Genomic DNA, 18,050 nt, shown 5'->3' with positions numbered 1-18,050 from the left:
CCCTATTCACCCAGTGATTGTTTGATCTGGCCGCGCAATAAGGTGAGGTCGGTGGTGATCCAGTTGCTGAAGGTCTCCGCTGCCAGAGGACGGCTGAAGTAATAACCCTGCACCTGGTTCACTGGGTATTTGCTCAGCACAATAAAATCCGCCAGTGTCTCCACGCCTTCTGCCACGATGGAAAGGTCGAGATCCTCCGCCAGGGCAACAGTGCTGGCGAGAATGGTTTCCAATTGTGGCTTGCTGGAAATTTCATGCACCAGTGTGCGATCGATTTTCAACTCGGTGGCCGGCACCCGCATGAGCTGCTCGGCGTTGGCAAAGCCGGTGCCATAGTCGTCCAGTGCGATTCCAAAGCCTTTCAGTCGTAGCCGGTTGAGCGTCTGCAATGATTTGGCCACATCCCCCAGCATCACGTTTTCAGTGACCTCGAATATGATTTCTTCCGGTTTTAAACTGTATTGCGTCAGTGCGTCTTCAATCCAGCTGATGAGATTGTCTTCCAGCAGCACCAGCGGCGACAGGTTGAACGCCAGTGAGAAGCGCAGGCCGTAGCGGTTCCAGTAGACTTTCTGCCGCAGCGCCTGATGCAGCAGATGTAAGGTGAGCGGTGTGATCTGCTGGTGTTGTTCCGCGGCAGCAATGAAATGCAATGGTGAGATAAATCCAAGCTCGGGATGGTTCCAGCGCGCCAGTGCTTCAGCGCCTTTGAGAATGATGCCTTTGCAGGTGAGTTTGGGCTGGTAGTGCAACGCAAACTGCGCCTGCTCCATGGCGAGCTGAAGATCGTTACCATCAATGTGTTGCTGATTGTCTTCCGGGGAAGGGGGAGGGTTGGCCCGCCCGTTAAACTTGCTGTAGGCTTCCAGCAGAATGGCCTGGGTGATCGGTTTCTGGTAACAGCCCAGCACATGCAGGCCACCGGCTTGCGCCATCACCCCCACGCTGGAGATCAATTTCGCATCTTTGGAACTCATGATCAGCACAGCGCAATCCAATTGGCGGCTGGATAATTCCCCGATCAGTTCAATGCCGTCCATGACCGGCATTTCAAGATCAATCAGAATCAGGTCAGCCGCCATGGTTTGTAGCTGATCCAGGGCCTGGCGGCCGTTGCTCGCCATCACGATATGGGCGTTGCCAAACACCGCACCACAGACGTCAGCCGCATGCTGACACTGTACCTGGCTGTCATCCACCACAACAATTTTCTGAATCATGCACAGTTGTCCGCATTCACCCTGGATAACCCGTTGGGGCCCGGGCATAAGACGCAGGGGCACCTGCTTAAGCATAGTGGCTGGGCAGCAAAAGGCCAATCTGTACGGCGGCGCCTAAGTTAAATCAGGGCGTTGTGACGCAGGGGGTATTAGAGTGTGCCGGTGGCTAGTGCAAACAACACTTTTTGAACTTCTTACCGCTGCCACAGGGGCAGGGGTCATTGCGCCCCACCTTGGGCTCGTCGCGGAACAGGGTGGGCTGGGTCGGCACGCCTGCCGGCATCCCCGCCGTTTCCGTCATGCGCTGGCTTAACCAGTAACCGTGCAGGGCCACGGCTGCGGGTTCAATGCGCTCCACCATTAACTGCAGAATTTCCGGTGTCTGTTTGTCCAGCTCTTCCTGTATCTCCAGGTCGGCGTGAATGGCAATGGCCATCAGGTGCTGCTCGTATTCCTCCGGCAGCTGTTCCCAGCCGCCGCCCAGGGCAACGCCGCGCATGTAGCCCAGGCACCAGTCATCGACAATGGTGTGAACCTCACCGTTTTCTTCCGCCTGCATGAACATGGCTTCGTACTGTTCGGGAGACTCCATCAGCACAGCGGTGTTGTTGTTCATATGCTGCATCACCAGAGCCATAAAGCGGCTGGCTTCGGCTTCGTTTTCCCAAGGCACGGAATCCGGGCCGGATTCCGTTTCCCAGATGGCCGGCAACCACTGACTGGGCATTACCATATTGGGACCGGACACCAGTGCGGTCAGAAAGCCATCCAATTCGGAAACGTTGATGATGGCGGCGTCGGTGCCGTACTTTTCCAGGACGGCATCCAACCAATCCAGCTCTTCCTGAGTGAGAGGGTCGTCGTTTAAATTCAGCATAGAAAATTACTCAATGTTCTGGATTTGCTCGCGCATTTGTTCGATCAGCACTTTCAGTTCCACCGCCGCCTGGGTGGTGAGGGTGTTGATGGATTTGGAGCCCAGGGTATTGGCCTCGCGGTTCAGCTCCTGCATGAGGAAATCCAGGCGCCGGCCCACGGCCCCGCCCTGTTTCAAGGCGCGGCGCACTTCCTTGACGTGGGTTTCCAGGCGATCCAGTTCTTCGTCCACATCGGATTTTTGCGCCAGATAGACGATTTCCTGCTCCAGTCGCTCCTGGTCTACATTGGCGCTGATTTCCTCCAGCCGAGCCAGCAGTTTCTCTTTCTGTGCCTGCAGGATCTCAGGCAGGTGCTGGCGTACAACGGTAACCTGTGCGTCGATTTTATCCAGCCGGTCAATGATGATGTCGTTCAGCATCTGGCCTTCCCGCTCCCGGTTGGCCACGAAATCCTGCAGCGCCTCCTGCAGCAGGCCCAGGGCTGCCTGCTGGATTTCGGATTGATCGGCTTCCGGGGTGGTTACCACGCCGGGCCAGCCCAGCAGATCGGTTACCGACAGGCCGCTGGTGTCACCGGTCATGTGGGTAAGCCGGTTGGCGGCTTCCAGCAGCTGTTTAACGTAGGTTTCATTGATTTCCAGGCGGGTGGGCGCCAGATTTTCCGCCTTCAGTTTAAGGGTGCATTCCACTTTGCCGCGGCTCAGTGTGCTGCGCAGGGATTCCCGCACCGGGTTTTCCAGGTCCCGCAGGGTATCCGGTAGTCGCGGATGCACCTCCAGATAACGATGATTCACTGAGCGCAGTTCCCAGGACAGGGTTCCCCAGGGGGCGTTGAGTTCCTTGCGGCTGAATGCGGTCATGCTGCGGATCATCAGGCGGCTCCTGTCTGTCGATTGAGCGATTAGGAACCCTATTCTAACCGAGTTTGGCGTGCACTACCTCCCGCACGGCCAGATTGTTCAAAATCCGCGGCGGATTTTGAGTATACTGTGCGGCCTTTAGATCAAAGCCACTATTTCAAGGAGCTACACCATGCGACCCAGCGGACGTCAACCGGATCAAATGCGCGACGTAAACATCACCCGAGAGTACACCTGCCATGCTGAGGGCTCGGTGCTGGTGGCGTTCGGCAATACCAAGGTGATTTGTACCGCCAGTGTGGAAGAAGGTGTACCCCGTTTTTTGAAGGGCAAGGGGCAGGGCTGGGTGACCGCTGAATACGGCATGTTGCCCCGCGCCACCGGCACCCGCAATGGGCGGGAGGCGGCCCGCGGTAAGCAGGGTGGCCGTACACTGGAGATTCAGCGCCTGATTGCACGCTCCCTGCGGGCTGCGGTGGATCTGAAGAAGCTGGGTGAAAACACCGTGTACATCGATTGTGATGTGATTCAGGCCGATGGCGGTACCCGTACCGCATCCATTACCGGCGGCTGTGTGGCCCTGGTGGATGCCCTCACCTATATGCTCAACAAGAACATGATCAAGCAGGATCCTCTGCAGCGCCTGATTGCCTCCATTTCGGTGGGCGTGTTCAAGGGAACTCCGCTGCTGGATCTGGATTACCCGGAAGATTCCGGCGCTGAAACCGATATGAATGTGGTGATGACCCAGCACGGCGGCATGGTGGAAGTGCAGGGTACGGCCGAGGGCGAGCCGTTCCAGCGTGCAGAGATGGATGCCATGATGGATCTGGCGGAAAAGGGCATCAAGGAGTTGTTTGCGCTGCAGCAGAAAGCACTGGGGTGGTGAGCCATGATCAAGCCCTATCAACGTGAATTCATCGAATTTGCCCTTAGCCTGAACGTATTGCGTTTTGGGGAATTCACCCTCAAATCCGGTCGCCAGAGCCCCTATTTTTTTAACGCCGGGTTGTTCAATACCGGACTGGCGCTGGCCAAACTGGGCCGCTTTTACGCCGAGGCCATCGTCGATGCGGGGGTGGAATTCGATGTGTTGTTCGGCCCTGCCTACAAGGGCATTCCCATTGCATCGGCCACCGCCGTAGCGTTGGCGGAGCAACACCAGCGCGACCTGCCCTGGTGTTTCAACCGCAAGGAAGCCAAGCAGCACGGTGAAGGGGGCAACCTGGTGGGGGCTCCGCTGACCGGCAAAGTGCTGATCGTCGATGACGTCATCACCGCCGGGACCGCCATTCGTGAAGTGATGGATATCATCGCACAGACCCCGGCGCTTCCGGCCGGGGTGGTGGTGGCGCTGGATCGGCAGGAAAAAGGCAAGGCGGAGCGGTCGGCAATTCAGGAAGTGGAGCGGGATTACGGTATCCCGGTGATCAGTATTATCAATTTGAATCAGTTGATCCGCTTTATGGAAGAGCAGGCATCCGGGGCTGCCTCAGGCCATCTGGCCCAGTATCTGCCCAAGGTGAAAGCGTACCGGGACCAGTACGGCATTCAGTAACCGCCTCAGCGTGCCGGCGTAAGTGCGGCGCTGTCACCAAATCGTCACGTTAAACCCCTCTATTGTAACGGCGGTGGTGCGGTACAATGGAGCCCATGACGAAGTCCAGTGCCGATCCGGTGTTGAATATTGCAATACAACGGGTCAACAAGCTTGTGAAAAAACTCCAGGCTGCAGAGGCCCCACTGCCGCCGGCCCTGGTGCATAGCCTGCGGGTCTGCACCAAGCGTCTGCGTGCGTTACTGCAGTTGTACCGGCCGGTGGCCAGTAAAACCGCCATCAAGAAGGTGGATCAACGCATCAAGGTGATTGCCAGAGCCTATGCCGGGCAGCGGGATGCGGTGGTGCAGTACGAAACCCTGTGCCATTTGGTGGAGGTTTACCAGCAGAGTCAGAGCAGCGATCTGCAGCCGTTGCTGGCCCACTATGCCGCTCGCCAGGCGCGGGAGGATGCCAACGCAACCCCGCTGGATCCGGTGGCGGCCTTTCTGGACGTGCTGGATGTGTGGAAAGCGCGCCTTAAAAGCAAACGGGTACCGGATTTTGAATCCGGGCTGGAGTACGCTTATCGCAAGGCACGGCGTTTGGCCTACGAAGCCGAGGCGTCCGATGATGACGAGGTGTACCATCAGTGCCGCAAGTGGACCAAGTACTATCTCTATCAACTGCAGATGTTGCTGGAACATCCCAGCCCTAAAGAAAAGGCGCTGATCAAGCACCTGAAGGCCCTGGGTGTGTTGCTGGGGGAGTTTCATGACCGCTGCCTGCTGGAACAGTCATTGAACCACCTGCTGGACAAGAACAGCAACGATGAGCCCCTGGAGCAGGCTGCATTGTTGATGCTCAGTTGGCTGATGGAGCAAAAACGGCTGGACAAGAAACGGTGTCAGGAATGGTTCGAAGGCGTTTTCTCACGCCCCCATAATCCGGTCAGGCCATCGCGCTGAATGCCGCTAGCCCTTTCAGGCCGCCTGATTGATCAGGTTGGCCAGCAGCAGTTTAATGTCCTGGGGGCTGGCCACCTTACTTAAGAAATGATCGCAGCCGCATTTGGCGAAGCGGGCACGCTCTTTCTCGGAATCCTTGTAGGAGACGATAACAATAGGGGTGTTGTGCAGTTCCGGCATGGCTTTCAATTTTTCCACCAGCTGTTCCGACACCATATCCGGCAGGGTGGCGTCGATCAGAATCAGGTCGTGATCCCATTGCTGGCATTTCGCCAGGCATTCAAAACCCAAGGCATAGAACTTGATTTGGTAGGTGTCATCCAGTGACTTGCTCAGATAACGACGGAATCCCAGATCATCGTCTACGCAAAGAATATTGAACTGACGTTGCATAGTGCACCTCTAAATTTGCGAGCGGCCTTTTGGTAGTTATTCAGCCAATTTTGAATATAGACCCTGTTCACAAAAAATACAGGTGAGTTTACCCAACACTACAATAATAAATTAATTAGTTTCATGGGCTTGGGTTACAGCAGGCTGTCACCGATGAGTTTCACCCCCACCACCAGGGTGAGCAACTCAAAGGCGCGCTTAACCCACTGATTTCCTTTTATAATAGAAAGATGCGCACCGGCATAGCCCCCCACCAGGGAGCCCAGCACGAGGGCGGGCAGCCAGTCCCAGCGAATGGGGGCCTGCAGGGCCAGTGTCAGTGCGCCAAAGCCGTTCCAGAACAACCCCACCAGAATCAGGGTGTAGGCAACGGCTGTTTTATAATCCAGGCCAAACCAGCGTACCAGCCACAGGGTAACAAACAGGCCGGTACCGGAGGTTAAGCTGCCGTTCAGGGTGCCGATGATAAACAATATACAACCGCCCACCAGATAGCCCGGCAGGGTGCGGTGTTGTGGATTGGCGGTGTGGCCCAGCTCTTTCTTGAAGGCAGAGTAGAGCCCAAGCCCGGTGGTAAGCACGCCCAGTGCCAACTTCGAGACCTGATCATCAAATTTCAGAATGATCAGAGCCCCGCATACGACACCGGGCAATCCACACGCTAGAATGAATAGAGCAAAGCCCCGTTGCAGGCGGTTTTCTTTCAGATGGCGGACAGTGGCACCGACACCTAACGCCACACTGGCGATTTTGTGGGTGACCAGGGCACTGGAAAAACCCAGCCCCAGAAACAGCAGGATGGGCAATTGCAGGAGGCCGGCACCGCCACCGGCCAGTGCCGACAGAGTATTGGCCAGCAGGGACGCCAAAAACAGAATGCTATGCTCGATCACGTGGATTCCTTGCGTGGTAACGGGCGCAGATCATACCGGAAACCAGATGGGTAACAAGCGGGTATACAGTGGAGAAAGTTCAAAACATCATGACCGGATCGATGCTGATAGTAATGGGTTTGGTGGGGCTTATGGTCAGCCAGTCGGCCCTGGCGGTAAACTTCTATCGCTATGAAAACGATGACGGGCGCAAGGTAATGACCCAGACCCTGCCTCCCAATGTGGTGCATCGGGGCTATGAAGTACTGAATGAAAGGGGCACGGTGATCAAGGTGGTGCCCCGGGCTCTGACAGAAGAAGAGCTGGAAGCGTTGGCGGATGAACAAAAGCAGCAGCAGCTGCAGGCCGAACAGCAGGAGCGCGACAAGCAGCTGCTGGCCATTTTCAGCAGCCCTAAAGATGCCGAACGGGCGCTGGGGCGCAAGCTGGAAGCCATCGATGTGTACATCAATGTCACCAAAGGCAATATCGCCAAGTTGCAGGGTGAATTCAATTCCGCCCAGGCACAGGCCGCTGAGCGGGAGCGCTCCGGGCAGGAAGTACCCGATTTCCTGATATCAAAAATGGAGAGTTTTGCCCGCCAGATACGGGAGGCGGAAGAGTCCATTGCCGAGAAGGAACAGGAAAAGGTGGTGATCCGCAAGGAATATCAGAAAGACATTGAGCGCCTTAAATACCTGATGGAGCAACGCCAGCAGGCTGGCAGTGAGTGAATCAAGCCTGCCGGAACAGGGCCTGCGATAATAATCCCCACTGGTCGTCCCAACCGTCAACAGGCGAGCGCCTGAAGCCGGAGCGCACGTACTGACAGATGCGTCCTTCTGCCGCTGACAACATCAGGTTGGCGGTCTGCACCGCGGTGAGCTGAGTGCGTTTGCCTTCTTTCAATTCCGCTTCCCGCAATATCTGCTTCAACTGGGTCTCGATGCGATCGAATAATTGAATCACCCGCTGCCGCAGGCGGTCGGTTTCGCCGGTAATGGCATCGCCGGTGAGGATGCGGGTAATGCCGGGGTTTTTCTCCGAAAAGCCCAGCAACAGGCTCAGGATCTGGCCGCATTGCTGGGTGCTGTCGGGTTCTTCTTTGACGATCAGGCTGATGCGGGAAAACAGGGTGTTTTCGATGAATTCGATCAGCCCTTCAAACATCTTCGCCTTACTGGGAAAGTGGCGGTACAGGGCCGCTTCGGAGACCCCCACTTCTTTGGCCAGGGCTGCGGTGGTAATGCGTCCACCGGGGCTGGCTTCCAACATATGGGCCAGGGCCTGCAGAATCTGTTCTTTGCGTGAAGCTTTACGCTCGCTAATGGCCATGTTCACAGGTTCTCGCTGGTGATCAGGGTGCCTACGCCTGCGTCGGTAAAGATCTCCAGCAACACGGCGTGGGGAACCCTGCCGTCGATGATATGAGAACTGGTCACGCCGGCTTTCACTGCGTCCAGGGCACATTGAATTTTGGGCAGCATACCTCCGTATATGGTGCCGTCTTCGATCAGGGCATCCACTTCCTTGGGTGACAGGCCGGTGAGCACCTGTCCTTGTTTATCCAGTAATCCGGCGATGTTGGTGAGCAGCATCAGCTTCTCGGCGCGCAGGGCTTGCGCCACCTTGCCCGCCACCAGGTCGGCGTTGATATTGTAGGATGCACCGTCTTCACCCACGCCAATGGGGGCAATCACCGGTATAAAATCGCTGTTCACCAGCATGTTGATGACATCCGTATCGATCGAAGCCACTTCACCCACATGGCCGATATCGATGATCTCCGGGGCGTTCATGCCCGGGGCGTTGCGACTGATCTGCAGCTTGCGGGCCTTGATCATGCGGCCGTCTTTGCCGGTGAGGCCCACGGCCTTGCCGCCATTATTATTGATCAGGCTGACGATGTCCTTGTTGACCAGGCCGCCTAAAACCATTTCCACCACATCCATGGTTTCGGCGTCGGTGACACGCATGCCCTCGACGAATTCACTTTGCTTGCCGATCTTTTTCAGCAGGTCGCCGATTTGAGGGCCGCCGCCGTGCACCACCACCGGGTTCATGCCCACCAGCTTCATCATGACCACATCGCGGGCGAAACTGTTGGTCAGCTCTTCGGTTTCCATGGCGTTGCCGCCAAATTTAATAACGACGGTTTTGCCGGTAAAGCGCTGGATGTAGGGCAGGGCTTCTGACAATACCTGGGCGATGTTCAGTGCTTGGTCTTTGCTAAGGGTCATGATACTTGTCGCCGGGCATCAAACTGCCCGGCGTCCGATTCTGTGCGTTAGGTTTTGATCGTTAAAAAGAGATGTTCAGGCTGGGCTCGACGGCCAACAGTTGATCGCGGAACACGGTTTTTACCGTTTCCAATGCTTCTTCGGTATCACCCTCGAAACGGGCTACCAGCACCGGCGTGGTGTTGGATGCACGGACCAGCCCCCAGCTATTGGGGAAGTCTACCCTGACTCCATCGACTTTGACCAGATTCCCGCCCTCAAAATTGCCCTGGGATTCCAGTTTTTCCATGATTTTGAACTTATTGGCGTCCGAAACCTTGATATGCAGCTCCGGGGTGCTGACTTTTTCCGGGAATTCCTCGAAGACCTGCTCGGCTTCGAAGGGCTCCATGGAGAGAATCTCCAGCAGGCGGGCGGCACTGTACAATGCATCGTCAAAGCCGTACCAGCGGTCATTGAAGAAGATATGGCCTGATAACTCACCCCCCACCACGGCGCCGGTGTCCTTCATTTTGGCTTTCATCAGCGAATGGCCGGTGGCGCACATGATGGCACGCCCCCCCAGGTTGCTCACCAGTTCCGCCACGTCGCGGCTGCATTTGACGTCATAGAGGATATCGGCGCCCGGATTGCGGGCCAGCAGATCCCGGGCGTACAGCATCAGCACCCGATCCGGCCAGATGATCTTGCCGCTTTGGGTGACGATGCCCAGGCGATCTCCATCCCCATCCAGGGCCAGCCCCAGTTCGGCACCTTCCGCCTGCACGGTACGAATCAGATCCTCCAGGTTGGCCGGGTCACTGGGGTCGGGGTGGTGATTGGGGAAGTCGCCGTCCACCTCCGTGAACAGCGGTGTCACCATGCAGCCCAGTGCTTCCAGCAGCTGGCAGGTGACCGGGCCGGCCACGCCGTTGCCGGTGTCCACCACAATGCGCATGGGTTTGGCCAGTACCACATCGCTGCAGATGCGCTCCAGGTAGTCGGGCACAATGTCGATGGCCTCATACCGGCCCTGTCCTTTCATCAGTTTGCCGCTGTCCAGGCGCTTGCGCAGGCCCTGAATGCGATCCTGTGCCAGGGTTTCATCGTTGATGACGATTTTGAAGCCGTTGTATTCCGGCGGGTTGTGGCTGCCGGTGACCATGACACCGCTTTGGGTACGCTGGGTTTTGGTGGCGTAGTACAGAACCGGGGTGGGCACCATACCCACATCAATGGCGTCGCAGCCGGTGGACTGAATGCCATCGGCCAGCGCTTCCGCCAGTTCCTGGCTGGAGTGGCGTCCATCCCGGCCCACCAGCACCGCCTCCTGGCCGGATTCCCTGGCCTCGCTGCCAATGGCCGCCCCCAGGGCATAGGCCACGTCCTTGTCGATGGTCTCACCGACGATGCCACGAATATCATAGGCGCGGAAAATGCCGGGGGAGACGGTGACGTCCATGCTGGCCATTTCCGGCTCCGCCATCTGCACATCTTCCAGCTGCAATGGGCTGTCGTCGATTTCCGCGGCGGCACTGAGCAGGTCGCCGTCATCACCGTCCAGGTCCATGTCCATATCCAGCACGTCGTCATTGCGATAGGACGGGTCGTAATCAGGCAGGGGCTCTGCCGCTTGCGGGCCGCCTCCTGCTGCCCTGGCTTTTTCCAGCAGGCGGGCCTGCTTGGTTTCATAGTCTCCAAACAGCCGGCCCAGGGTTTGCGCCAGGGAGGAGAAGATGCCCAGGGTGAAGGCTTTGTCGCTTTTGCCGTTTTGCAAGCGGGCCTGGAAATACGCGGCCATGGCCATGGCGTTGTGTTGCAACGAACGGTTGAGCAGGAAGTAACTGGTGGCCGACAGCACCAGCACCATGATCACGGAGATGCCCACCAGAACCCACACCATGGTGCTGCTGCTGGCAATGATGTTGCTGCTGGCGGCAGGGTAGAAGCGTGCACTCCAGTGGGGAATGTTGCCGGTGGCTTCGTAGCCGCTGCCGATTTTATGCTGCTGGTTGCCGCTGCTGTAGATCACCTTGGGGGTGTTGGCAAAAGTCTGGATGATTTCCACATAACCCAACTCCGCTGACAGGTTGGGCATGTGGGCGCGCAGGTCTTTGAGATCAAAGCTTACCAACAGGCTGCCCAGGTGTTTTTCGCCGTCTTTGATGGCCTTGACGATGGTGAGATAAGACGCTTTGTCGTGCTGGTGAATCTCCGGTGCTGCAGTATTCTTTTTCTCAGCCTTGGCCACCATGTCCAGCTGGGCAAAGCTGATGGGGGGCACGCTATCGGCGTCTTTTCTGGCCTTGCCGCGAGGATAGATCCGTACGCTGCTGGCAGCCGGGAACAGTTCCATCAACTGCTGCTGCCGTTGCCGGCGCAGGGCGTTGTCACCCCGTACTGCTTCTTTCACCAGGCTGCTGTTGGCCGCCTGTTGCACGCTGGCCTGGTAGCTGCGGCCCAGTTGAGTGAGATCGTTGAGGTAATCTTCGGCCTGGGCCTGGCCCAGGATCGCCATTTGCTTGTCGGCACCGGGGAGGATCACCAGGAACAGCAGCAGTGCTCCGCACACCGCCGTGACCAGGGCAGACCCGACCATGGCGGGGAGCATGATCTTGATCAGGCCCGATTTGATGGAGGGGGTGCTGGCATGACTGTCTTGTGTTTCTTGTGCCGGTTTGCTTTTCTTCTCGGCAGCAGCCTTTTCGGGCTTTGCTTTCTTAACCATGGGGTGTCCTGCTCAGAATTTGGTCAAGGCCATGTCTTATCTCGTACGATGCTTATTTTCAGCGTAGCAGTTCTGGCCGACACTGCTTAGGCTATCGGGTATTTTTGTAGTGTTCGCTGATAAGGGTCACAAGGTCCCTGGCAATCTGCGTTTTGCTGGCCAGCGCCATGGGCTGCTGGCCACTTTTCCAGATAACGGTCACTGCATTCTGATCGCTGTTGAAGCCGATGTCCTGGCGGCTGACATCGTTCGCCACGATCATATCCAGGTTCTTGCGTTCGATTTTCTGCCGGGCATAGTTTTCCACATCGCGGGTTTCGGCGGCAAAGCCCACCGTAAAGGGCTTGGGCTCGTGTTGCGCCACCGCGGCAACGATGTCCGGGTTTTCCACCAGGGTCAGGGTCATGCCGGGGCCGCTATTATCCTGTTTTTTGATCTTCTGGTTGTGTGAATTTTCCACACGAAAATCCGCCACTGCGGCAGTTGCGATAAAAATATCGGTTTGGTTCAGGGCGTCCATGCTGGCCTGATGCATATCCAGGGCGCTGACTACGTCAATCCGCTTGACCCGGTCCGGGGTGGGCAGATGCACCGGACCGCTGATCAGGGTCACCTGGGCACCGGCATCCCGGGCCGCCTCGGCGATGGCAAATCCCATTTTGCCGGAGCTGTGATTGCTGATGTAGCGCACCGGATCGATGGCTTCGCGGGTGGGGCCGGCGGTGATGGTGACCCGTGTGCCGGTCAGAATCCGGCGCGGGAACAGGTTGGCGGTGCATTGGGCCAGTTCGGTGGCTTCCAGCATGCGTCCGGGGCCGATGTCACCGCAGGCCTGCTCACCGGCCGCCGGCCCGAACACATGGACCCCCCGTGCCTGCAGTAAGTCCATATTGGCCTGATTGGAGGCCGCCGCCCACATGGCCTGATTCATGGCCGGCGCCACCGCCAGGGGGCAGCGGGCGGCCAGGCACAGGGTGCTGAGCAGATCATTGCCGTGACCGTGGGCCAGGCGTGCCAGAAAATCCGCGCTGGCCGGGGCCACCAGAATCAGGTCGCCCCAGCGAGCCAGCTCAATATGGCCCATGGCGGCTTCTGCTTCCGTGTCCAGCAGGGTGGTGTGTACCGGGTTGCCGGACAGGGCCTGCAGTGTGAGGGGGGTGATGAATTCCTGCGCGGCCGGGGTCATCACGGCCCGCACATCGGCCCCCAGGTCCTTCAGGCGGCGAATCAGTTCGGCGCTCTTGTAGGCAGCAATGCCGCCGGTCACGCCCAGTATTATGCGGCGATTTGCCAGCCCCAGCTCAGTGGCGGCCTCTTGTGCATGCATCTTTCAGTGCTTCCAGTGACGTCTCATTGCAGTGTAGTGCATGTTAAAAGCCCCGGCGCCCCTTCACAAGTGTTTGATTTTTTTCCTCCGCTGCGTCTATCTCTTGTAGATGCTGAGATGGGATGTGATGTGTCATGGCAATAACAGACTGGCCCGAGGAGGAGCGTCCGCGGGAAAAGATGCTGTGCCGGGGGGGTGGTGCGCTGACGGACAGTGAGCTGCTGGCCATCTTTTTGCGGACCGGAGTGAAAGGCAAAAGTGCGGTGGAACTGGCACGGGATATCCTGGCGCATTTTGGTGGCCTGCGTCAGGCAATGGAGGCGACACCGGCCCAGTTCAGTGAAATCCACGGTATGGGTAAGGCGAAATGGGCCCAGCTACAGGCGTGTCTGGAGCTGGGGCAGCGTTATCTGGAGGCGAACCTGGATCGTGGCGATGCCTTCACCAGCCCGGCATTGACCCGGCGCTTCCTGCAGGCCCGCCTGCGGGCCTATCACCACGAGGTGTTCGCCTGCCTGTTTCTGGATAACCAGAACCGCCTGATCCGTTTTGAGGAGCTCTTTAACGGCACCATTGATGGGGCGTCGGTGTATCCGCGGGAGGTGGTGAAGCGGGTACTGGCAGTCAATGCGGCGGCGGTTATCTTTGCCCACAATCATCCTTCCGGCGTGGCGGAGCCCAGTCATGCCGACCGCAGCATCACCCAGCGGCTGCAGTCGGCTCTGGAACTGGTGGATGTGCGGGTGCTGGATCACTTCATCGTCGGTGATGGTGAGGTGGTGTCCATGGCCGAGCGGGGCTTGCTGTAGGCGCCAATGGAGCCCACCCGGGTGCGGGCAAAATCGGCCAGGGCGCGGATGGCGGTGTGGGCGGATCGCAGCAGGGCGGTGGCCAATTGAAAATCGTGCCAGCGCTGGTGGTAGATTTCCAGATTGACCTGCCCCCCGGCCTGGCGCACCTGTTGCAACAGGCGGGTGGCGTCTGCCAGCAGGATTTCCTCATCACCCACCTGAATCAGCATGGGGGCGAGATCAGCCAGATCCTGATCCAGTAATGAACTGCCCGGGAAGTGGCCTTCATAGTGTTGAATGCAGCTGCGCAGCCAGCTTTGCCGCAGCATGGGATCCGTTGCTGCCTTGCTTGGCAGGGTGTCGCCACTCAAGCGGTTGTCCACCAGGGGTGACAGCAGCATCAGGCCCGCAGGCTGTGGTTGGCGCGCCTGCTTCAGTTTCAGGGCCAGGGCCAGGGCCAGTCCGCCACCGGCGGAATCGCCGGCCACCACAATGTCCTGCGGCCGGTAACCTTTGCTCAGCAGCAATTGGTAGGCGGCATAGGCGTCATCCAGCGCCGCCGGATAGGGGTGCTCCGGCGCCAGCCGATAGTCCGGTACCCACACGTCCATGGCGGCACTGGCCGCCAGATGGCTGGTGAGGCTGCGGCAGGTATAGGGGGATCCGATGCAATAGGCACCCCCGTGCAGATACAGGATTGCGCCGCCGGCGCCGGTGGTTTTCGGCGCCAGTATCTCACCCTGCAGGCGGTGCTGGTGGATCTGCTCCTGGAACCGGTAACGGATAGCCTGGGGGCTGGCGGGCAGGGTGGCGGCCAGCAGGGTGCTCCAGCGGCGCTGGAATTTCACCCCCAGTGATGGCCGGATCAGGGCCTTGAAGGTCAGCCTGAGAAAGAGCCGCAGCAGCCGGGCGTTGAGCGCCTCCAGGCGGCCGGGGCTGAGCAATATCCTGGCCCGGGTTGCCGGGTCGCGGCGCTCAAATCGATACCCCAGAAGTGCCCGGTATCGGGTGTACCAGCGATAACGCAGGGTATTGCCCGGCCAGTTGGTGCTGTTGTGGCCCCGGGCGTCGATGTACCAGCTTTTGCAGCCGTTCCACACGGTCAGTTTGAGCATCTGCTGAAGGCGGTAGTTGAAGCGGCGAAAGGCGTCCTCTTCCAGGGTCATGCGCTCAACCTGGCGCTGGCGCATGAAGGTCAGGCAGCGGCTAACGTGGGCGATCTGGCTTTCCAGCATGTAGATGATGGAGTTGTGGCCCAGGTTGGTGTTGGGGCCATAAAGCATGAAGAAATTGGGAAAGCCCGGCACGGTGATGCCCAGATAGGCTGCGGCACCCTGGCGCCAGGCCTGGTTCAGCTCCAGCCCCGCCAGGCCGCTGATGCGCATGGGGGCGAGGAAATCAGTGGCGGCGAAACCGGTACCGCAAATGAGAGTGTCCACTTGATGCTGTTGGCCGTCTTCGGTTTCCACTCCCTGTGGCGTGATCCGGGTGATGGGAGTGCTGATGAGGGCGACGTTGTCCTGATTCAGGCTGGCCAGATAGTTGCTGCTCAACAGGATGCGTTTACAGCCAATGGGGTAGTCCGGAATCAGTTTTCCCCGCAGCTCCGGCGCATCCACCTGCCGCTTCAGCAGTCGGCGAAAGGGCCAGCCGACCATGGGTGTCATGAGCCAGCCAAAGCGGCTGAAGGCCAGGCTGCGGGATTCAAAATTCAGGAAGATCTGCAACCGATACAGCTTGGTAAGCCAGGGAAAACGCTGCATCAGGCGCAGCTCCGGTCCGCTATAGGCGCGGTCTTTGCGTTCCATGATGTAGTTGGGGCTGCGTTGGAACACCAGCAGTTGTCGCACTTGTTTGGCAATTTCCGGCACGAATTGCACTGCCGAGGCGCCGGTGCCGATGACGGCCACGGTTTTGCCGCTAAGGTCGTAGTCGTGATCCCAGCGGGCAGAGTGAAAACGGTGCCCCTTGAAACTGTCCAGGCCCGCAATATGCGGCCACTGCGGTCGGCTTAATTGGCCGGTGGCGGTAATCAGGTAACGGCAGGACAGGGTGGCACCCCCTTTCAGTTGCACCTGCCAGCGTTGCTCGTCCTCCTGGTAACAGGCTTGCTCCACCTCCACCCCGAATTGAATGCGCTGGCGGATACTGTATTTGTCGGCGCAGTGATTCAGGTATTGCAGAATTTCCGACTGGGGGGCAAAGGCCCGGGTCCAGCCCGGGTTGGGTTCGAAGGAGAAAGAATACAGATGCGAGGGCACATCGCAGGCGGCGCCGGGGTAGGTGTTATCCCGCCACACACCTCCCAACTGGTCGGCTTTCTCCAGTATCCGGATGTCAGGGAAGCCGGCCTGCTGCAGTTTGATGGCCATACCGATACCGGCAAAACCACTGCCGATGATAATGACGGATTGATCAAGTTCAGGCATTGGCTGACTCCTGCTCGGGAGCAACCTCCTGCGGCGCCTGTTCCACCCTGCTGTGGCCGCGGATCAGGTCCACCGCTTTCTCGGCAATCATTATGGCCGGGGCGTTGGTGTTGCCGCCGATCAGGGTGGGCATGATGGAGGCGTCAACCACCCGCAGCCCTTCCAGGCCTCTGACCTTCAGTTCCGGGTCCACCACCGCCATGTCGTCTACCCCCATTTTGCAGGAGCCCACCGGGTGGTAAACGGTATCCACCCGTTGCCGCAGAATGTCACGAATCTCGTCATCGCTGTGCACGTTGGCGGTAAAAGGGTCTTCGCTGATCCAGCGGGCGATGGCGGGGGCATTCATCAGGCGCCGGGTGGCCTTGTAGGCGGCCACCATATCCTCCAGATCCTGTGGATCCTGCAGGAACGCCGGGTCGATCAGGGGTGTTTGCAGCGGGTCGGCGTTGCGCAGGCGCACGCTGCCCCTGCTGCGGGGCCGCAGCAGGCACACGTGGCAGGAGAAGCCCTGTACGTAATGGCGTTTGCGGCCGTGGTCATCCACCAGGCCGGTCACCAGGTGCAGTTGAATATCGGGGGCTGCCAGCGCCTTGCGGGTTTTCAGAAAGGCCCCCGCTTCGGCGAAGTTGGAAGTCCAGATTCCCCGTCGCTCCCGGCGATAGCGCTTGATACCCTGCAGCAGCTTCACAATGCCGCCGGAGGTGAAGCCAAAGGTATCCATGCTGGAGGTGTGGTAACCGAAGATGAAATCCGGGTGATCCTGCAGATTTTTGCCCACACCGGGCAGATGCTGCACCAGCGGAATGTCATGCCGGGCCAGCTCCCCCTGGTCCCCCACGCCGGACAGCAGCAACAGTTGCGGTGATTGAAAGGCGCCGGCGCACAGAATCACTTCCTTGCGGGCGTGCAGGGTGCGGATTTTGCCCCGCTGCTTGATTTCCAATCCTGTGGCCCGCTTGCCGTCGAACAGGATACGCAGTACCTGGGTTTTGGTTTCCACCGTGAGATTCGGTCGGCTCTCCAGGTGGGGCAGCAGGTAGGCGCGGGCGCTGCTCCAGCGTTCGCCGTGTTTCTGGGTAACCTGATACACCCCGGCGCCTTCCTGGGTGGCCCCGTTGAAATCGTCGTTGATGGGAATATCGCATTCCCGGGCTGCTTCCTTGAAGTACTCATGAAACGGGCTTTCGGTGCGCAGATCGCTGACCCAGAGCGGGCCGTTACGGCCGTGGTATTGGTTGTCGATGCGCTCGTTGTGTTCACTGAGGCGGAAATAGGGCAGCACCTCATCGTAGGACCAGCCGGGGTTGCCCAGCTCGGCCCAGTGATCGTAATCGCTGCGGTGGCCCCGGATGTACACCATGGCGTTGATGGCGGAGGAGCCGCCCAGGGTTTTACCCCGGGGCTGATAGCCCAGGCGCCCGTTGAGGCCGGGCTGGGGGACGGTGTCGAGGGCCCAATTGTTGATCCCGGTGGGGCCCATCATCACCAGGCCCGCGGGAATGGTGATCAGGGGGCCGGTACCGTTGCCACCGGCTTCCAGCAAACACAGGCTGGTATTCGGATCCTCGCTCAGACGGCCCGCCATGACACAGCCGGCCGAACCGCCACCCACCACCAGATAATCAAAGCTGTCGCTCATGTCCCTTCTCCTTATTATCATGCCGGGATCTTTTTCCTCTGTGTGTCTCAGTGTAGAACGAAAGCCGGCACCCGGGCACTGGCCGGAGGTGACAATCCAGGTGAACAAAAGTCGTTTTGGCGGATGGCGTTTACTGTTTTTAACGGATTTGTTGATTTTGACAAGGGGGTTTGGTATAAAGCAGCC

16 protein-coding genes are annotated in these 18,050 nt (G+C 58.7%); 5 read left to right on the top strand and 11 right to left on the bottom strand.

Annotated features, from left to right (window positions below; genetic code table 11):
- Window positions 1-2: 2 nt before the first annotated feature.
- From D9N13_RS08150 to D9N13_RS08140, 3 genes are all read right to left on the bottom strand, one after another.
- Window positions 3-1,220: an EAL domain-containing protein gene (locus D9N13_RS08150; RefSeq protein WP_290588072.1), complete on the bottom strand. Its 1,218-nt coding sequence runs from the start codon at window positions 1,218-1,220 to the stop codon at window positions 3-5.
- Between the two features lie 166 nt (window positions 1,221-1,386).
- A complete protein-coding gene (locus D9N13_RS08145) occupies window positions 1,387-2,097 on the bottom strand; it encodes a UPF0149 family protein (protein ID WP_290588070.1) in 711 nt (236 codons plus the stop codon).
- A 6-nt stretch (window positions 2,098-2,103) separates the two neighbouring features.
- Window positions 2,104-2,970, bottom strand: coding sequence for a YicC/YloC family endoribonuclease (locus D9N13_RS08140; protein ID WP_290588069.1), 867 nt, complete (start codon window positions 2,968-2,970; stop codon window positions 2,104-2,106).
- Window positions 2,971-3,130: 160 nt separating this feature from the next.
- On the opposite strand from D9N13_RS08140, the gene rph reads away from it, so the two are divergent.
- The 3 genes from rph to D9N13_RS08125 all read left to right on the top strand — a co-directional run bounded on the left by rph (window position 3,131) and on the right by D9N13_RS08125 (window position 5,463).
- Window positions 3,131-3,847 carry a ribonuclease PH gene (rph, locus tag D9N13_RS08135; RefSeq protein ID WP_290588067.1) on the top strand — a complete coding sequence of 239 codons (717 nt, stop codon included), beginning with the start codon at window positions 3,131-3,133 and terminating at the stop codon, window positions 3,845-3,847.
- Window positions 3,848-3,853: 6 nt separating this feature from the next.
- Entirely contained in the window at window positions 3,854-4,516 is a 663-nt protein-coding gene (gene pyrE / locus D9N13_RS08130) for an orotate phosphoribosyltransferase (protein ID WP_290588164.1), read from the top strand.
- Window positions 4,517-4,611: 95 nt separating this feature from the next.
- Window positions 4,612-5,463, top strand: coding sequence for a CHAD domain-containing protein (locus D9N13_RS08125; RefSeq protein ID WP_290588065.1), 852 nt, complete (start codon window positions 4,612-4,614; stop codon window positions 5,461-5,463).
- Window positions 5,464-5,478: 15 nt separating this feature from the next.
- Here D9N13_RS08125 and D9N13_RS08120 read toward each other — a convergent pair whose 3' ends face one another.
- A complete protein-coding gene (locus D9N13_RS08120; RefSeq protein WP_290588063.1) occupies window positions 5,479-5,856 on the bottom strand; it encodes a PleD family two-component system response regulator in 378 nt (125 codons plus the stop codon).
- 134 nt (window positions 5,857-5,990) lie between these two features.
- A complete protein-coding gene (locus D9N13_RS08115; protein ID WP_290588061.1) occupies window positions 5,991-6,749 on the bottom strand; it encodes a sulfite exporter TauE/SafE family protein in 759 nt (252 codons plus the stop codon).
- A gap of 89 nt (window positions 6,750-6,838) precedes the next feature.
- Here D9N13_RS08115 and D9N13_RS08110 point away from each other — a divergent pair, with 89 nt between their 5' ends.
- Window positions 6,839-7,462: a hypothetical protein gene (locus D9N13_RS08110; RefSeq protein ID WP_290588058.1), complete on the top strand. Its 624-nt coding sequence runs from the start codon at window positions 6,839-6,841 to the stop codon at window positions 7,460-7,462.
- Between the two features lies 1 nt (window position 7,463).
- Here D9N13_RS08110 and slmA read toward each other — a convergent pair whose 3' ends face one another.
- The 4 genes from slmA to coaBC form a co-directional block, all read right to left on the bottom strand.
- Complete coding sequence (gene slmA, locus D9N13_RS08105; RefSeq protein WP_317622478.1) at window positions 7,464-8,063, bottom strand: nucleoid occlusion factor SlmA; 600 nt, start codon at window positions 8,061-8,063, stop codon at window positions 7,464-7,466.
- Window positions 8,064-8,065: 2 nt separating this feature from the next.
- On the bottom strand, window positions 8,066-8,968 hold the full coding sequence (gene argB / locus D9N13_RS08100; protein ID WP_290588056.1) for an acetylglutamate kinase: 903 nt from the start codon (window positions 8,966-8,968) through the stop codon (window positions 8,066-8,068).
- Window positions 8,969-9,029: 61 nt separating this feature from the next.
- Window positions 9,030-11,675, bottom strand: a complete 2,646-nt coding sequence (locus D9N13_RS08095) for a phosphomannomutase/phosphoglucomutase (protein ID WP_290588054.1) — start codon at window positions 11,673-11,675, stop codon at window positions 9,030-9,032.
- 91 nt (window positions 11,676-11,766) lie between these two features.
- Window positions 11,767-13,002: a bifunctional phosphopantothenoylcysteine decarboxylase/phosphopantothenate--cysteine ligase CoaBC gene (coaBC, locus tag D9N13_RS08090; RefSeq protein WP_290588052.1), complete on the bottom strand. Its 1,236-nt coding sequence runs from the start codon at window positions 13,000-13,002 to the stop codon at window positions 11,767-11,769.
- A gap of 134 nt (window positions 13,003-13,136) precedes the next feature.
- Between coaBC and radC the strand changes: the two genes are divergently transcribed.
- Window positions 13,137-13,811, top strand: coding sequence for a RadC family protein (radC, locus tag D9N13_RS08085; RefSeq protein ID WP_290588051.1), 675 nt, complete (start codon window positions 13,137-13,139; stop codon window positions 13,809-13,811).
- Here the strand turns inward: radC and D9N13_RS24245 are convergent.
- Entirely contained in the window at window positions 13,754-16,222 is a 2,469-nt protein-coding gene (locus D9N13_RS24245) for an alpha/beta hydrolase fold domain-containing protein (protein ID WP_317622477.1), read from the bottom strand. The two genes, radC and D9N13_RS24245, sit on opposite strands and share 58 nt — an antisense overlap.
- Entirely contained in the window at window positions 16,215-17,864 is a 1,650-nt protein-coding gene (locus D9N13_RS08070) for a GMC family oxidoreductase (RefSeq protein ID WP_290588049.1), read from the bottom strand. The genes D9N13_RS24245 and D9N13_RS08070 overlap by 8 nt, the downstream gene beginning before the upstream one ends.
- Window positions 17,865-18,050 lie beyond the last annotated feature (186 nt).

Source organism: Ketobacter sp. GenoA1, assembly GCF_003671475.1.
Taxonomy (GTDB): Bacteria; Pseudomonadota; Gammaproteobacteria; order Pseudomonadales; family Ketobacteraceae; genus Ketobacter.
Note: the sequence above shows the minus strand (reverse complement) of the source record. Positions and strands in the feature narration are given on the sequence as shown.

Bases quoted from the DNA above. Each gene is read 5' to 3' on its own strand.
- D9N13_RS08140 (WP_290588069.1), bottom strand. From the start codon at position 2,970: ATGATCCGCAGCATGACCGCATTCAGCCGCAAGGAACTCAACGCCCCC.
- D9N13_RS08150 (WP_290588072.1), bottom strand. From the start codon at position 1,220: ATGATTCAGAAAATTGTTGTGGTGGATGACAGCCAGGTACAGTGTCAG.
- rph (WP_290588067.1), top strand. From the start codon at position 3,131: ATGCGACCCAGCGGACGTCAACCGGATCAAATGCGCGACGTAAACATC.
- D9N13_RS24245 (WP_317622477.1), bottom strand. From the start codon at position 16,222: ATGCCTGAACTTGATCAATCCGTCATTATCATCGGCAGTGGTTTTGCC.
- coaBC (WP_290588052.1), bottom strand. From the start codon at position 13,002: ATGCATGCACAAGAGGCCGCCACTGAGCTGGGGCTGGCAAATCGCCGC.
- D9N13_RS08070 (WP_290588049.1), bottom strand. From the start codon at position 17,864: ATGAGCGACAGCTTTGATTATCTGGTGGTGGGTGGCGGTTCGGCCGGC.
- D9N13_RS08095 (WP_290588054.1), bottom strand. From the start codon at position 11,675: ATGGTTAAGAAAGCAAAGCCCGAAAAGGCTGCTGCCGAGAAGAAAAGC.
- D9N13_RS08125 (WP_290588065.1), top strand. From the start codon at position 4,612: ATGACGAAGTCCAGTGCCGATCCGGTGTTGAATATTGCAATACAACGG.
- D9N13_RS08120 (WP_290588063.1), bottom strand. From the start codon at position 5,856: ATGCAACGTCAGTTCAATATTCTTTGCGTAGACGATGATCTGGGATTC.
- slmA (WP_317622478.1), bottom strand. From the start codon at position 8,063: ATGGCCATTAGCGAGCGTAAAGCTTCACGCAAAGAACAGATTCTGCAG.
- radC (WP_290588051.1), top strand. From the start codon at position 13,137: ATGGCAATAACAGACTGGCCCGAGGAGGAGCGTCCGCGGGAAAAGATG.
- argB (WP_290588056.1), bottom strand. From the start codon at position 8,968: ATGACCCTTAGCAAAGACCAAGCACTGAACATCGCCCAGGTATTGTCA.
- D9N13_RS08145 (WP_290588070.1), bottom strand. From the start codon at position 2,097: ATGCTGAATTTAAACGACGACCCTCTCACTCAGGAAGAGCTGGATTGG.
- D9N13_RS08110 (WP_290588058.1), top strand. From the start codon at position 6,839: ATGACCGGATCGATGCTGATAGTAATGGGTTTGGTGGGGCTTATGGTC.